Source organism: Psychromonas sp. L1A2, from assembly GCF_009828855.1.
Classification (GTDB): domain Bacteria; phylum Pseudomonadota; class Gammaproteobacteria; order Enterobacterales; family Psychromonadaceae; genus Psychromonas.
Map to the genome: position 1 here is coordinate 137,644 of NZ_WUAG01000001.1, position 16,510 is coordinate 154,153.

The window sequence follows — 16,510 nt, forward strand, 5'->3', positions numbered from 1 at the left end:
TATTATATAAAGCGAATACTATAATAGGTTGCCTAATGTTATCTAGTTAACAAAACGTAATGATGTTCTGCGAGTTAGCTGTAGATTATTGATATTTTCTAAGAGGGTCACAAATAATCATACAATAGTATTATAAATTGCCTGCTGAATTATTTTCTCAATATAGATGAAGCAGGTAATAGAATGAAAAAATTATATTTAGGTGTGATCGTGGCAAGTCTTCTGACTGGTTGTGTAAGTAATGACAATCTCAAAAGTGAAGCCGTTGTGTCAAAAGCAATGCCGCCAACGGCTAATACTCTCGCATTAATAGCAAAACTTGATCCTACTAAAGCACCATCTCAAAACTTTGATTTAACGAAATGGAAAATCAATATACCAATGGAAGACGATAAACCAGGTCGTGCAGGGAAAGTCATGGAGATTTCTGCTCAAGAACTAGGTGATCAAGTTAATCCATATTCACACTCTGATTGGTTCTATACAGATAAAAGTACAGGGGCAATGGTCTTCGCTACACCTAATAAAGCGATGACAACACCAAATAGTAAAAATGCTCGTAGTGAATTACGTGCAATGTTGGCTGATTCTTATAAAGATCCAAAAAACAACTTCGCATTAGCTGCTAATCCAAAAGCGGAAACTTACGGTTCAATTGGTGGTGAGTTATCAGCCACTTTATCGGTTGATTGGGTAAGCACTAGCGGTAATGATAAAAAGAACGGTGCTTTCTCAACTGTTATCGGTCAAATACATGCATCAAAGAACGAACCGCTTAAGATTGTCTATCGTAAACTACCTGGACATGAATATGGATCGCTATATTGGAGATATGAAATAAATGCGACAGGTGATAATTATTCAAAGCGTAAAGATATCTATCATAATGTACTAGGCGCTTATGATCTCCGTACAGGATCGGATGATCCAGTTGAAGGTATCAAATTAGGAGAGGTATTCTCATACGATGTGAATGTCGAAGACAGCATTATGCATTTAACCTTCAAAAAGAATATTGGCGAGACAAATGAAGTTGTTAAAAAATTTGTAGTAGATTTATCAAAAGCACATTACCAAGAAAATGAGTACGACGAAGGTTATGCTAATGATTGGATGTACTTTAAGGCGGGTAACTACAACCAATGTAATGTCGGATCTTCAGAATGTTCAAATAATGGTATTGCAGCAGGGGATTACGCAAAAGTCAGTTTTTATCAATTAACCTTAAATCAATAAATAACAGGTCTATAAATAATAGAGCAACAAATAATAGAGTAATAAATAATTATGTAGCCTTTCAAAAAATGAAAGGCTACAAATTATGAAAGATGAATAAACGATTTTTATAAATAATCAGTAGTAATTTAAGATCTAACACGTCTAAATTAACGAATTTATGTTTAATGAATGATTAAGGATTGTTAATATCGATATTAATTACATATTAGATCCCATTTTAAACGATTAAAACCTCCCATTATTGATTGAAAACCCCTCGTATTGTTGCTTAATTAATCACTTGACACTTTTGTTGTAATTAATCGTCATAAAACGCTTGCCAATAGTTTCGCTATCCCTATAATACGCCGCACAGACAAGGACGGAGGCGCAAGCCACTAACCAAGACTGAGAATAAAAGAAACGCTTTAACGATTCGAACTTCGGTTTGAAATTAAGTTAAAATAAGACGTTGACATTGTTCGAAAGGCGCGTAATATACGCCGCCTAGCCGAAAGGCACGCTCTTTAACAATTTAATCAAACAATCTGTGTGAGCACTTGTTGTTGATGTGATTTCAAAAAAATCAAAGTCCTTTCTTGTAAAGGCAACATCAATAATAGTGACACACGAAATAATTCATTATTTCAGAATAATAAATTGTTAATTGCTTATATTTATATAAGTCATTAGCAGTAAGTTTTAGTCAGTAGTATTGAGTCGCACTTTTAATTAAGTGCAAATTAAACTTTAAATTGAAGAGTTTGATCATGGCTCAGATTGAACGCTGGCGGCAGGCTTAACACATGCAAGTCGAACGGTAACAGAAAGTAGCTTGCTACTTTGCTGACGAGTGGCGGACGGGTGAGTAATGCTTGGGAATATGCCTTATGGTGGGGGACAACAGTTGGAAACGACTGCTAATACCGCATAACATCTCCGGATCAAAGTGGGGGACCTTCGGGCCTCACGCCATAAGAGTAGCCCAAGTGGGATTAGCTAGTTGGTAAGGTAATGGCTTACCAAGGCGACGATCCCTAGTTGGTCTTAGAGGATGACCAGCCACACTGGAACTGAGACACGGTCCAGACTCCTACGGGAGGCAGCAGTGGGGAATATTGCACAATGGGCGCAAGCCTGATGCAGCCATGCCGCGTGTGTGAAGAAGGCTTTCGGGTTGTAAAGCACTTTCAGCGAGGAGGAAAGGGTAAATCTTAATAGGTTTTATCTGTGACGTTACTCGCAGAAGAAGCACCGGCTAACTCCGTGCCAGCAGCCGCGGTAATACGGAGGGTGCGAGCGTTAATCGGAATTACTGGGCGTAAAGCGCGCGTAGGCGGTTAATTAAGTCAGATGTGAAATCCCAGGGCTCAACCTTGGAACTGCATTTGAAACTGGTTAACTAGAGTTTTGTAGAGGGTGGTAGAATTTCAGGTGTAGCGGTGAAATGCGTAGAGATCTGAAGGAATACCAGTGGCGAAGGCGGCCACCTGGACAAAGACTGACGCTGAGGCGCGAAGGCGTGGGGAGCAAACGGGATTAGATACCCCGGTAGTCCACGCAGTAAACGATGTCTATTAGAATTTTGTGGCTATATGCCGTGGGATTCAAAGCTAACGCATTAAATAGACCGCCTGGGGAGTACGGCCGCAAGGTTAAAACTCAAATGAATTGACGGGGGCCCGCACAAGCGGTGGAGCATGTGGTTTAATTCGATGCAACGCGAAGAACCTTACCATCCCTTGACATCCAGAGAATCACCAAGAGATTGATGAGTGCCTTCGGGAACTCTGAGACAGGTGCTGCATGGCTGTCGTCAGCTCGTGTTGTGAAATGTTGGGTTAAGTCCCGCAACGAGCGCAACCCTTATCCTTATTTGCCAGCGGGTTATGCCGGGAACTCTAGGGACACTGCCGGTGATAAACCGGAGGAAGGTGGGGACGACGTCAAGTCATCATGGCCCTTACGGGATGGGCTACACACGTGCTACAATGGCAAATACAAAGGGCTGCTAACCAGCGATGGTATGCGAATCTCCTAAAGTTTGTCGTAGTCCGGATCGGAGTCTGCAACTCGACTCCGTGAAGTTGGAATCGCTAGTAATCGTGGATCAGAATGCCACGGTGAATACGTTCCCGGGCCTTGTACACACCGCCCGTCACACCATGGGAGTGGGCTGCACCAGAAGTCATTAGCTTAACCCTTCGGGGATGGCGATGACCACGGTGTGGTTCATGACTGGGGTGAAGTCGTAACAAGGTAGCCCTAGGGGAACCTGGGGCTGGATCACCTCCTTACGTAAAGAGACACATCCTTTGTATTTCGGTACATTGGCGCAAGTAATAATGAGTGCCCACACAGATTGTTTGATTAGACTGATTAGAAAGCAAAGTAGGTTCCGGGTCCCCATCGTCTAGAGGCCTAGGACACCGCCCTTTCACGGCGGTAACAGGGGTTCAAATCCCCTTGGGGATACCAACTACTACTTTAATAAAAGATACTTAATAACTGTTCTTGCTTAGAATGATTATTAAGTGTTTTTAACACTGCTCTTTAACAATTAGGAAAGCTGATAAATGTTCTTATTTATCACATAATAACAATGACTTAGTTCTGTTTTACAGAGTAAGTTGATTGATGTGATAAATATAAACGAAATTGTTCTCAGTATTTAAAATAACTACTTGTAGTTAAATTAGATACTGTAATCAAGCAAAATAAAAAGCACACATTATAGTAATTCGTTACCGTAATGTGAGTACGTATCTACTCAATCGTAAGATTGATAGGTGCACGAAAAACGATTGTTTTTCATATGTAAAATATGAGTCACAAGCGTCTTGGAACAACATACACATTAGACACTGTTTAGGTGTTGTATGGTTAAGTGAATAAGCGTGCACGGTGGATGCCTAGGCAATTAGAGGCGATGAAGGACGTGGTAATCTGCGATAAGTCCAGGGGAGTTGATAACAAGCGTTATATCCTGGAATTCCGAATGGGGCAACCCGGCACTTAGTGTCATCGGCTAGTGAATACATAGCTAGTCGAAGCAAACGAGGGGAACTGAAACATCTAAGTACCCTTAGGAAAAGAAATCAACCGAGATTCCGAAAGTAGCGGCGAGCGAAATCGGAACAGCCCTTAAGCTGTTTAAAAGTTAGTGGAAGGCTCTGGAAAGTGCCACGGTACAGGGTGATAGTCCCGTACACAAAAACTTCTTTACAGTGAAAACGAGTAAGACGGGACACGAGAAATCCTGTTTGAATATGGGGGGACCATCCTCCAAGGCTAAATACTCCTAATTGACCGATAGTGAACCAGTACCGTGAGGGAAAGGCGAAAAGAACCCCTGTGAGGGGAGTGAAATAGAACCTGAAACCGTGTACGTACAAGCAGTAGGAGCGGATTTATTCCGTGACTGCGTACCTTTTGTATAATGGGTCAACGACTTAATTTCAGTAGCAAGGTTAACCGTTTAGGGGAGCCGTAGGGAAACCGAGTCTTAACTGGGCGAATAGTTGCTGGGATTAGACCCGAAACTTGGTGATCTAGCCATGAGCAGGTTGAAGGTTGAGTAACATCAACTGGAGGACCGAACCCACTAATGTTGAAAAATTAGGGGATGACTTGTGGCTGGGGGTGAAAGGCCAATCAAACCAAGAGATAGCTGGTTCTCCTCGAAAGCTATTTAGGTAGCGCCTCATGTATCACTGTTGGGGGTAGAGCACTGTTAAGGCTAGGGGGTCATCCCGACTTACCAACCCTTTGCAAACTCCGAATACCAACAAGTGCAATCATGGGAGACACACGGCGGGTGCTAACGTCCGTCGTGGAAAGGGAAACAACCCAGACCGCCAGCTAAGGTCCCAAAGTATATGTTAAGTGGGAAACGATGTGGGAAGGCTTAGACAGCTAGGAAGTTGGCTTAGAAGCAGCCATCTTTTAAAGAAAGCGTAATAGCTCACTAGTCGAGTCGGCCTGCGCGGAAGATTTAACGGGGCTAAACATATCACCGAAGCTGCGGACGCATATTTATATGCGTGGTAGAGGAGCGTTCTGTAAGCCGTCGAAGGGAAAGCTGTAAGGCATCCTGGAGGTATCAGAAGTGCGAATGTTGACATGAGTAACGATAAGGGGGGTGAAAAACCTCCCCGCCGGAAGACCAAGGGTTCCTGTCCAACGTTAATCGGGGCAGGGTGAGTCGACCCCTAAGGCGAGGCCGAAAGGCGTAGTCGATGGGAAACGGGTTAATATTCCCGTACCCTTTATTATTGCGATGGGAGGACGGAGAAGGCTAGGTGGGCCTGGCGATGGTTGTCCAGGTTCAAGTATGTAGGTGGGAGACTTAGGTAAATCCGGGTTTCTACTAACACTGAGATACGATGTCGAGGTACTAAGGTACTGAAGTCATTGATGCCATGCTTCCAGGAAAAGTCTCTAAGCTTCAGATAATAAAGGATCGTACCCCAAACCGACACAGGTGGTCAGGTAGAGAATACCAAGGCGCTTGAGAGAACTCGGGTAAAGGAACTAGGCAAAATGGTACCGTAACTTCGGGAGAAGGTACGCCTTTGGCGGTGATGAGACTTGCTCTCTAAGCTGCTAGAGGCCGAAGATACCAGATGGCTGCAACTGTTTATTAAAAACACAGCACTCTGCTAAATCGTAAGATGACGTATAGGGTGTGACGCCTGCCCGGTGCCGGAAGGTTAATTGATGAGGTTAGACTTAGGTCGAAGCTTTTGATCGAAGCCCCGGTAAACGGCGGCCGTAACTATAACGGTCCTAAGGTAGCGAAATTCCTTGTCGGGTAAGTTCCGACCTGCACGAATGGCGTAATGATGGCCATGCTGTCTCTACCCGAGACTCAGTGAAGTTGAAATCGCAGTGAAGATGCTGTGTACCCGCGGCTAGACGGAAAGACCCCGTGAACCTTTACTATAGCTTAGCAGTGAACTTAGAGCCTACATGTGTAGGATAGGTGGGAGGCTTTGAAGCGTTGTCGCCAGATGACGTGGAGCCAATCTTGAAATACCACCCTTGTATGTTTTGAGTTCTAACCATGGCCCCTGAATCGGGGTTTGGGACACTGTTTGGTGGGTAGTTTGACTGGGGCGGTCTCCTCCTAAAGAGTAACGGAGGAGTACGAAGGTTGGCTAATCACGGTCGGACATCGTGAGGTTAGTACAATGGTATAAGCCAGCTTAACTGCGAGACAGACACGTCGAGCAGGTACGAAAGTAGGTCATAGTGATCCGGTGGTTCTGAATGGAAGGGCCATCGCTCAACGGATAAAAGGTACTCCGGGGATAACAGGCTGATACCGCCCAAGAGTTCATATCGACGGCGGTGTTTGGCACCTCGATGTCGGCTCATCACATCCTGGGGCTGAAGTCGGTCCCAAGGGTATGGCTGTTCGCCATTTAAAGTGGTACGCGAGCTGGGTTTAGAACGTCGTGAGACAGTTCGGTCCCTATCTGCCGTGGGCGTTTGAGAATTGAGAGGGGCTGCTCCTAGTACGAGAGGACCGGAGTGGACGAACCGCTGGTGTTCGGGTTGTATCGCCAGATGCATTGCCCGGTAGCTACGTTCGGAATCGATAACCGCTGAAAGCATCTAAGCGGGAAGCGAGCCTCAAGATGAGTTCTCACTGGAACTTTAAGTTCCCTAAAGGGCCGTTGGAGACTACAACGTTGATAGGCAAGGTGTGTAAGTGCAGTAATGTATTGAGCTAACTTGTACTAATTACCCGTGAGGCTTAACCATACAACACCTAAGTGGTGTTGGTGTTTACCAAGACACATAGAGTGGAATCTCTTTAAACTAGCGCTTGTGAAGTATATTTACATAGTTAAATTTTGTAAGATAAAACAATTTCAGAATTAGAACATATCGACTATTAGCTTTTCTAATTTATTTTTTATGCTTGGCGATAATAGCGCTGTGGTACCACCTGATCCCATGCCGAACTCAGAAGTGAAACGCAGCTGCGCCGATGATAGTGTGAGGTCTCCTCATGTGAAAGTAGGTCATTGCCAAGCGCCTAATACGAACAATCCCTGTTGACTAACGTCAGCAGGGATTTTTTCGTTTTGGTGATTTAATAATTTGGTTGTTTAATAATAATGACCAATATAGAAAGTTGGGATAATGAGTCGGCAGACTCGGTTTATGAGGACCCTCGCTCTGCGACGCCTTTCCATTACCAAGTGCCGATAAACCTCAAATACATGAATAATCCCTGTTGACTGACATCAACAGAGATTTTTTTGTTTTAGTGTTTAGAGCTTTGAAGTTAATGGATGAAATATAGCTATTAATGAAAATTCTATTACTCAGAAACAAGTCTATTTTTTGACTTTGGGGCGCTTGCTTTAGCCTGCAGGGTTTTAGTGTGTTTACTTAGTCATATTTAATATTCCACAATTAATATTAATGCTTTTATTATACCAATTCAGATAGTTATACCAATCGCATTAATTAACTGATCTACTTTACTTATTAAAATAACTTATTTCTTCGTTGTAAATTTCGTAAAGGGAACAGCCATTAAAGAATTATACCAATGGAATTAAATAAGTGATCAGAGATTGCGCAGGAAAAATTAACACTAATAAGGCGTGAGTTGCAGGAGATAGTTGTTCTCACTTCAAAACTCACAACGCAGTTAGGAGTGATTTTAACCAGCAAGAATGATCACCTTATTAATTCTTTTGGTATTAATTCTCCGACAGACTATTAACGAAGTCATTTTCCCTACGTAAAATTTAGAGCGCTTATTTAATAAAATTGGTATTAATGTAAAAATTTAAGGTAAAGCTAACTGATTAATATTTATTTATGCTCATTAAAAATGTTACTTAAACAATAAAATTGTAGTGCTATTGGTACTATTGAGGGGAATAGAGGGCGTGATTAACTTTTTATAATACATTACCTTGTGGGCTCTGAATGGAGCTTGTATTCTCTGTTGATAAAGAAGATTCATTCGTAATTCAGTGAAATTGCTATAAGATCTTTTAAATTACTGAGTTGAATAAGAGAGTTTAAATATGGGCAATGAAACAGAGATCATCACTAATTTGGAAGCCTTAGAAAGTTTTTTAATCCTAGTGGAAAGTGGTGGGTTAGGATTATCAAATGTATCTGGTTTAGCACTGGCTACCAATAATAAAGATGGGCGTAGATTTGTAGCTGTATTGGATGATAAGCATCAACTGCTATTGACACGTTGGGTAACAGAAGAAGTCTTTCAAACAGGCCAGGATTTGGTGCGTAATGGGGCTCGTAAGCACTAGCTTATTCTTTATATTTCTTTTTTGTTTTATAAAATAAAAAACCGCAATGAAGCGGTTTTTTATTACTATATTTAGATACGCTTAACGTGTACCGAATACAACGATGGTTTTACCATGAGCAGAGATAAGACCTTGCTCTTCTAGCATTTTTAAAATACGACCAACAGTCTCACGTGAACAACCTACGATTTGACCAATCTCTTGACGAGTAATTTTAATTTGCATACCGTCTGGATGAGTCATTGCATCTGGTTGTTTAGCTAAATCTAATAATGTGTTTGCAATACGTCCTGTTACATCTAAGAATGCTAAGTTACCTACTTTTTGGCTAGTAACTTGTAGTCTATTTGCCATTTGGCGAGAAAGACGCATTAAAATTTCTGGGTTTACAGTAATTAGCTGAGTAAATTTCTTGTAAGAAATTTCTGCAACTTCACATGCAGATTTAGCTTTTACTGATGCGCTACGAATTGGGCTTTCTTCTTTATCGAATAAGCCTAATTCACCGATGAAATCACCTTGGTTCAGGTAAGATAGAATCATTTCTTTTCCATCTTCATCTTTAATCACAACAGCAACAGAACCTTTAACAATGAAGTATAAAGTATCAGCTTTTTCACCTGCGTGAATTAGCATGCTTTTTGCTGGGTATTTATGTGTATGACAGTGTGATAAAAACCATTCTAACGTTGGATCGGTTTGAGGTTTGGTAATGATCATAAACTTCCCTTTGTCTGTAGTGAATAGCTAATCGCTATTTCTTTTAATTTTTTGCACTAAAAATTAGTTATGTATGAATTGTATCGTTTTTTTTTCAAACTCTGTAATATTTATGAGTATTAGTTGTGCAATAAATTAGATCTTTGTCATAAATAAGGGTTATTTATATCCTTGCTTTTAAATTATGTACTAGAGCACACTGATTTTAACAAAAAACTAAATAAACTCATTTTACTTGTGTCTGTTGAAACTCTTGTTTACTCACCAAAGTAACACTCTCATTTAATTCTGAATACATAATATAAATATCTTCATTTTTTATCTGCTGTGTAATTTGCAGGGTCTTTTCTTGTAATGAGAATTCAACTTCTCCGTAATCGGTACCTTCTCGTAAAATATATTGTTCAATTAAATTATTTAATGTCGTTTCATCAAGTTGTTGATAAGGTATTCTCATAAAGGGCTCATTTAGTCTTTTATTTAACAATACATTAATTTGCAGGTGAAGTATGAGTTTGTTGGAAGATTTACTAAAAAACAATAAGCAATGGGCTGCTGATATCTTAGAAGAAGATCCTCTGTTTTTTTCACATTTGGCAGAGCAACAATCACCTGAATATTTATGGATAGGTTGTTCAGATAGTCGGGTACCTGCGAATCAGTTATTAGGTTTGATGCCTGGTGATGTTTTTGTACACCGTAATATTGCTAATTTAGTCATTCATACAGATTTGAACTGTATGTCAGTGATTAAGTATGCCGTTGATGTATTAAAGGTTAAGCATATTATTGTTACCGGACATTACGATTGTGGTGGAATTCGTGCTGCGATGGAAAAAAAATCATTCGAGTTAATTGATTGTTGGTTAAGAAATATTAAAGATGTTTATGTTAATCATTGCGAGCAGTTTACTGTCGCAATGAGTGAAAAAGAAAAGCTAGATCATTTGACTGAACTTAATGTCATACAGCAAGTTAAAAATGTATGTCATACCACATGTGTTCAAAATGCTTGGGCAAGAGAACAAGATTTAACGGTACATGGTTTGATATATTCGGTGAAAAATGGCCGTCTAAAAGATTTAAAAGTTAATTTTGACAATATTGATAGTATTAATGATTTATATCATATCAACTAATTTATAAATGATTAAATTAGAAAGATATAAAGTGATGGTTTTTAAAAGGGATTAAAATGAACAAAAAATTACTTGGATTATTATTTGTAGGACTTCCTTTATTTATTAATGCCGCTGATATTGATGCGGGTAAAACTAAGTCTGCAGTGTGTGCTGCATGTCATGGTGCTGAAGGTGTATCGGCTATACCGATTTACCCTAATCTGAAGGGACAAAAAGAGGCTTACCTTGTTTCTGCATTGAAAGCGTATAAAGCGAATCAACGTCAAGGTGGAATGTCTGCTGTTATGACAGGACAAGCTACTTTATTAAGTGATGACGATATCGCTAATCTTGCTGCCTATTATTCATCATTAAAGTAATTTACTTAATGTTATTTTTTATAAATGCTGTTTAATTTTTTTATTAAGCGGTGCGTTAATTCAAATCATAAAGAATAGTTTGCACAATCAAAAATGGCCTCGAAGAGGCCATTTTATTAATAATCAAATGCAGAATTGACTATAGGTCGTCAGAGTGACCAGATAGGTATTTTGCTACGCCTTCAGGAGAAGCTTCCATACCAGCTTTGTCTTTTGCCCATTGTGCAGGACAAACTTCACCGTGCTCTTCATGGAATTGTAATGCGTCAACCATACGTAGCATTTCATCGATGTTACGACCTAAAGGTAGATCATTAACTACTTGATGGCGAACAACACCATTTTTGTCGATTAAGAAAGAGCCACGTAATGCAACACCTGCTTCTTCTAATTCAACATCGTATGCTTTACAGATTTCGTGCTTAACATCCGCAACTAGTGGGTATTGAACTGCACCGATACCGCCATCATTGATAGCAGTGTTACGCCATGCATTATGAGAAAATTGTGAATCGATTGATACACCAATAACTTCAACACCACGAGCCTGAAAATCACCAAAGCGCTTGTCAAAAGCAATTAGTTCAGAAGGGCATACGAAAGTGAAATCTAATGGATAAAAGAAGATTACTGTTTCTTTACCGTTTGAGAATTCTTTTAAGTTGAAGCTGTCTACAATTTCGCCGTTACCTAATACTGCTGCTGCTGTAAAGTCCGGAGCTTTCTTGCCTACTAATACCATGGGATTTTCCTATATATTAATTAAAAATGTTGTAATGGCAGTGTTGATTAGCCATAACCGCCTATGATGCGTTAAATTAATGGTTTATGGAATTGTTTTATCAATTAACTTGATAGAGATTAGCTATTAATATGTTTTAAATTCGATGTATTTAAAAACATATTAAGGGCTATCCGTACAATTAGTGTACGGATTTATCTTAGATGAGTAGTGTTAAATATTTATTAAAGAAAATCAATTATGGATTTCTTGAATATTTACTAAAGTCTGGCTTACGCTTTTCATTAAAGGCATTTCGTCCTTCTTGACCTTCTTCACTCATATAGAAAAGCATAGTTGCATTGCCTGCTAATTCTTGTAAACCTGCTTGACCATCACAGTCGGCATTGAGTGCTGCTTTGAGACAGCGTAAAGCCATTGGACTATTTTGTAATATCTCACGGCACCATTTTACGGTTTCTCGCTCTAGCTCATTTAATGGCACAACCGTATTAACTAATCCCATATCGACAGCTTCTTGTGCATCATACATCCGACAAAGAAACCAGATTTCTCGTGCTTTCTTTTGGCCTACAATACGTGCCATATAACTGGCTCCCCAGCCGCCGTCAAAAGAACCAACTTTAGGACCTGTTTGACCGAATTGGGCGTTGTCAGCGGCAATGGTTAAATCACACATCATATGTAAAACATGTCCTCCACCTACTGCGTAACCTGCAACCATTGCAATCACTGGTTTAGGGCAAGTACGGATCTGACGCTGAAAATCGAGTACATTTAGATGATGACCACCTTGCTCATCTTTATAACCAGAGTCACCACGTACACTTTGATCGCCGCCAGAGCAAAAGGCTAAATCACCTTCACCGGTTAGAATGATCACGCCGATTTCTGAGTCATATCGTGCATCGTTCATTGCTTGCATCATTTCATTGACAGTATGTGGCCGGAAAGCATTACGAACCTGTGGACGGTTGATGGTTATTTTGGCGATGCCATCTGCTTTATGGTAATAAATATCTTCAAATGGTAAAGGGCTAGCTTGCCATTGTATTTTTGCATATAGGTCTGATTCGTTCATCGCGGCTCCCATCATTAAATTAGGTAAAATTATTAATCATCTAAAAGAATATGTTTAATGTTGTTCGCGTAGTTTATTGGGTCTTGTTGGTGTGTGTTATGACCTAGACCATGAAAACATTGAGTTTTTATATTTATTGTTTGTGGAATGAGTGCTGCTATACCTGTAAATTTGGTATCTTTTTGCCCGTAAAAATAAGAAATAGGTAAGGTTGTTTTATTTAAAAAGGGGAGTGCACATTGTTGATTGGCAAGACTGGTTGAAAGCAACATGTTAGCTAAAAACACACCATAATTATAATTTCTTTTTTCAATTGTGGCATCCTTTTGCTGATCGCTTAAGTCATCAAAAATAGGCTGTTCATACCATTGATATAAACTTTCTTCGATTGATTGTGTTGAAAACCGTTCCGCCCAATGAAGATCAAACTGATAACGCTTTTGTTTATCTTGATCGTTATCTAATCCTACATGACAAGACTCTAATATTAAGTGTTTTAATCGAGGATCGTTTTGCGTGCGCGCGTAATCTAATGCAATTCGTCCACCTAATGAATAACCAATTAATGTAAAAGACTTAAGATTTAATGTATCTAAAGCAAATTTAATCAGTCGATGGCAACTACCAAAGCCATCTTCTAATGCAACAGCACTACTAACCGAACGACCGTGACCGGGTAAGTCGATAGTGACGCAATGAAAATTATTTTTAAGTTCTTCAATCGTACTTTGCCAGTCCTCCCTGTTACCTAAAAATCCGTGTAAGAAAACTAAAGTGGGATTTTGGTCTGAACCTTGTTGTTCACTATATAATGGCATGTTGTAACTGCTCCTTGATAGCTTGTAACTGAATTGCGGTTAATTGATTGCTGACACACACTTCAATTAACGTTGTTTTATTGTCTTTGGTAATAAGTGCATCTTGGTAATGGGTTTTAAATTCAGAGAAGGTAGCCGGTTGTTGATAACGAATTGAAAATTGATCACAGGTATTTTTGAAGGTTAACCCATGTGGTAATTGATAAAACGCCTGTTTCTCAGATTCAGGAACGGGTAATAAATTAAAAATACCGCCACCATCATTGTTCAATAGCACAATCACAAAGGGGTGCTGTAATTGTTTTAATAAAATGAGAGAATTCAAATCATATAAAAAAGAGGTGTCACCAATTAACAAGCTCGTAGGAGCCCCATTATTTTTAGCAATACCGACTGCCGTTGCAATTAATCCATCAATGCCACTTGCCCCTCGATTACTATAAATATGAGCCTCTGTTTGTGCGAACATATCGGCCAAGCGAATGGCCATACTATTAGCCAATACTATATTGTCAGTACTTTGATTAAGCATATAAGCTGTACAGTTAATTTCACTGATTTTATTGTCTGTTACATATTCATTGGTGATGGTCGTTAACGTGGTTTTATAGCTGTTTACCTTATTAAACCAAGTGTTATCAATACTTTTACTATTAGTCGTTTGTGTAACGAAATTGCTTGGATGGATAACAAAACGTTGCCCTACACAGTGGTTAGAATCAAGTCTTTGTTTATGCTCTGATATTTCCCAAATAGTGGCGGTAGATGAACTGATAAGTTGATTTAAACGTTTACTTACTAAATGATCTGAAAACTGTAAAATAAGATCGGTTTGTTGTACTAGTTGCTTAAAGTTTTCATTCTCTAATAATAAGTCATACCCATTTATATTATGAGGTGAGCCCTGTAGTTGCGATTGAACATCTGAAAACAATACTAAATTCGACTGGATACAAAACCGTTCAATCGCCAATGCTTGCTTTTTATCTTTAATACGGCCTACAACAACTAGTATCTTTTGTGCATTTAAGTCGATTTTTTGGCTTTCTGGAAATACGTTGCTTGAAAGGGAGTTATGTTGCGCAGGGCAATTAGCATGATGATACACAGTAAAAGGAAATTGGTGAGTATCCCATCCTTTTAAGCTACTTAAATAAGTGTTGAAATCTATTGTTTCATTTTGAGGATAAAAAGGTTCGGTAAACGCCATATTAAAATGGATTGGACCTAACGTCATATCCTGCTGAAACAAACCTTGGTCAATGGTTGTTAATAAAAAATTGCTTTTAATAGATGTTGTTGGGCTTGGTATTTGACAAAAAAATACAGGGTAATCGGCAAAGATTTTGTGTTGTTCAATTGCTTGATTAGCCGTGCAGTCGATCAATTCTGGTGGTCTATCGGCAGAAATGATAATAAGTGGGACATGACTTTGCTTAGCTTCTATAACTGCCGGATATAAATTGGCAACGGCGGTTCCTGATGTGACGATCACTACAACAGGTTTGGCAGATGCTTGGCTTAATCCTAATGCAAGAAACCCTAAACCACGTTCATCAAAGTGTACATGTGTTTTAGTCTTCGGGTGTTTAGCAGCCGCTAAGGTTAACGGTGTTGAGCGTGAACCTGGCGCAATACAAAAATCACTAATACCATGGCGTACTAATTCTTCAATAAATAAATTGGCCCATAACAAATTAATATTGTGATGCTTATGAGTGAAGGTACTGTGTTTCTCTACCTGCGCCATCGAGAGTCCTCTACTGTGTACCTAATATCGTTAAAATAGTTTGTATTTTATTATCGAGTTCTTGCCATTCTTGCTCTGCAATCGAACCTGTGACAATACCTGCTCCTGCGAATAATTTAATACAATTTTCACTAATTAAAGCGCTTCGTATTGCGACACTGAAGTCACTTTCATGTTCACTGATGCAACCAACCGCTCCAGCATACCAACCTCTATTATAAGGTTCGTTATCATTAATAAATTGCAATGCAGGCAATTTAGGAATTCCACCTACTGCTGGTGTCGGGTGTAATTTATGTAATAGATGACTATCTTGCGTGTTTTTTGTTAATTGTGCTTTGATCGGAACACATAAATGTTGCACATTTTGTAATTGCATTACATGGGCGGGTGAGCATGTGACTTGTGCTTTGAGTTGTTTTAAATTAGCAATAATAAATTCTTGAACGATGTGGTTTTCTCGATCTATTTTTTTGTCATTTAATAAACTTTGTAATAACAGATCGTCCTCGCGTTGATTGCGTCCTCTATTAACCGTACCGGCCAACGCCTCTGTTGTTATTTGTTGATATTGACGTAAAAATAAACGTTCAGGTGAACAGCTCATAAAACTGTGTTGACTAGAGAATTGTAACAAGTAATGAAAGCTATTTGGATTAGCCTGTTGCCATAGAGCCATCATATCCCAGGTGTCGATAGGCGCATCGAAGCATATTTCGGTTTGTCGTGATAACACCACTTTAGGTAACAAGGCTTTATATTCTATTGCTAGCTCGACTAAACCAGCCCATTGCTCTTTGTTTGGCGTATCTTGACGTGCTAATAATTGTGGTGTGAATGGTACTAAAGGGCGTGGAATATTTAATGATTTAAGCGTGTTAATTGAGTCTTGAATTGAATTACGACCATTAAAGTGAAATATCACTTTATATTCTTGTTGTTGTTGTTGTTCTTGCTGTAGTACTTGAAATACAATTAACGGACGAATAAATAGAGTGGCGGGAAAATCTTGCCATTGCTCTCCTTGTTGTTGGAATGCTAATCCACCTAAATAAAATTCATCGTTAGTTGCTTTAGGTATATGATCTAGTTTCTCAATGGCTCCGAAGCTGGCGAGTGTTCTATTTTGCTCTTTATTTTGCCAGTAAATACGAGGTAATAAGTTAGGGTCTTGCTGAATAGCTATGTTTTGTCCTTTTAATAAAGGAAGCAAAGGAATCGCATTAATTACAACATTTAAATTTCTATCAGGATATTGACCATGAACAATACTAAATGATTGTAATTGCTGTATTAATTCTTCTTGGATTAGTTGAAATTGGTACGTGTCTTGGTTCATAAGTCAGCGGTATATTTATCCATTTATGTTTGTTAATGTA

Annotated in this window: 11 protein-coding genes, 1 tRNA gene and 3 rRNA genes; 8 read left to right on the forward strand and 7 right to left on the reverse strand. The window is 39.3% G+C overall.

Going from position 1 to position 16,510, the window contains the following annotated elements; genetic code table 11:
• The first annotated feature begins 183 nt into the window (after nucleotides 1-183).
• The 6 genes from GQR59_RS00550 (at nucleotide 184) to GQR59_RS00575 (ending at nucleotide 8,519) form a co-directional block, all read left to right on the forward strand.
• The gene (locus GQR59_RS00550; RefSeq protein ID WP_160060235.1) at nucleotides 184-1,236 is read left to right on the forward strand and encodes a polysaccharide lyase family 7 protein; all 1,053 of its coding nucleotides are present in this window, start codon (nucleotides 184-186) and stop codon (nucleotides 1,234-1,236) included.
• Nucleotides 1,237-1,970: 734 nt separating this feature from the next.
• Nucleotides 1,971-3,515: ribosomal RNA gene (locus GQR59_RS00555) — 16S ribosomal RNA — on the forward strand.
• A 105-nt stretch (nucleotides 3,516-3,620) separates the two neighbouring features.
• Nucleotides 3,621-3,696 (forward strand) — tRNA-Glu (locus GQR59_RS00560).
• Between the two features lie 403 nt (nucleotides 3,697-4,099).
• A 23S ribosomal RNA gene (locus GQR59_RS00565) occupies nucleotides 4,100-6,987 on the forward strand.
• 159 nt (nucleotides 6,988-7,146) lie between these two features.
• A 5S ribosomal RNA gene (gene rrf / locus GQR59_RS00570) occupies nucleotides 7,147-7,262 on the forward strand.
• The 16S, 23S and 5S rRNA genes sit together here with 1 tRNA gene alongside, the layout of an rRNA operon.
• A gap of 1,011 nt (nucleotides 7,263-8,273) precedes the next feature.
• Nucleotides 8,274-8,519, forward strand: a complete 246-nt coding sequence (locus tag GQR59_RS00575) for a hypothetical protein (RefSeq protein ID WP_160060236.1) — start codon at nucleotides 8,274-8,276, stop codon at nucleotides 8,517-8,519.
• 81 nt (nucleotides 8,520-8,600) lie between these two features.
• On the opposite strand, the gene crp is transcribed toward GQR59_RS00575, so the two are convergent.
• Together crp and GQR59_RS00585 are read right to left on the reverse strand one after the other, a co-directional pair.
• On the reverse strand, nucleotides 8,601-9,239 hold the full coding sequence (crp, locus tag GQR59_RS00580) for a cAMP-activated global transcriptional regulator CRP (protein ID WP_160060237.1): 639 nt from the start codon (nucleotides 9,237-9,239) through the stop codon (nucleotides 8,601-8,603).
• A 226-nt stretch (nucleotides 9,240-9,465) separates the two neighbouring features.
• Entirely contained in the window at nucleotides 9,466-9,696 is a 231-nt protein-coding gene (locus tag GQR59_RS00585; RefSeq protein WP_160060238.1) for a YheU family protein, read from the reverse strand.
• Between the two features lie 52 nt (nucleotides 9,697-9,748).
• Here GQR59_RS00585 and can point away from each other — a divergent pair, with 52 nt between their 5' ends.
• The gene (gene can / locus GQR59_RS00590; protein ID WP_160060239.1) at nucleotides 9,749-10,378 is read left to right on the forward strand and encodes a carbonate dehydratase; all 630 of its coding nucleotides are present in this window, start codon (nucleotides 9,749-9,751) and stop codon (nucleotides 10,376-10,378) included.
• A gap of 56 nt (nucleotides 10,379-10,434) precedes the next feature.
• Nucleotides 10,435-10,740 carry a c-type cytochrome gene (locus GQR59_RS00595; RefSeq protein ID WP_160060240.1) on the forward strand — a complete coding sequence of 102 codons (306 nt, stop codon included), beginning with the start codon at nucleotides 10,435-10,437 and terminating at the stop codon, nucleotides 10,738-10,740.
• Nucleotides 10,741-10,879: 139 nt separating this feature from the next.
• On the opposite strand, the gene GQR59_RS00600 is transcribed toward GQR59_RS00595, so the two are convergent.
• From GQR59_RS00600 to GQR59_RS00620, 5 genes are all read right to left on the reverse strand, one after another.
• Complete coding sequence (locus tag GQR59_RS00600; RefSeq protein WP_137297998.1) at nucleotides 10,880-11,482, reverse strand: peroxiredoxin C; 603 nt, start codon at nucleotides 11,480-11,482, stop codon at nucleotides 10,880-10,882.
• A 238-nt stretch (nucleotides 11,483-11,720) separates the two neighbouring features.
• Nucleotides 11,721-12,563, reverse strand: a complete 843-nt coding sequence (gene menB / locus GQR59_RS00605; protein ID WP_201287995.1) for a 1,4-dihydroxy-2-naphthoyl-CoA synthase — start codon at nucleotides 12,561-12,563, stop codon at nucleotides 11,721-11,723.
• A 32-nt stretch (nucleotides 12,564-12,595) separates the two neighbouring features.
• Entirely contained in the window at nucleotides 12,596-13,381 is a 786-nt protein-coding gene (menH, locus tag GQR59_RS00610) for a 2-succinyl-6-hydroxy-2,4-cyclohexadiene-1-carboxylate synthase (protein ID WP_160060241.1), read from the reverse strand.
• Nucleotides 13,368-15,131 (reverse strand): 2-succinyl-5-enolpyruvyl-6-hydroxy-3-cyclohexene-1-carboxylic-acid synthase, encoded by a 1,764-nt coding sequence (gene menD / locus GQR59_RS00615; protein ID WP_160060242.1) that lies wholly within the window; start codon nucleotides 15,129-15,131, stop codon nucleotides 13,368-13,370. Before menD ends, menH begins: the two co-directional genes overlap by 14 nt.
• A 10-nt stretch (nucleotides 15,132-15,141) precedes the next feature.
• Nucleotides 15,142-16,470 carry an isochorismate synthase gene (locus GQR59_RS00620; RefSeq protein WP_160060243.1) on the reverse strand — a complete coding sequence of 443 codons (1,329 nt, stop codon included), beginning with the start codon at nucleotides 16,468-16,470 and terminating at the stop codon, nucleotides 15,142-15,144.
• Between the last annotated feature and the right edge of the window lie 40 nt (nucleotides 16,471-16,510).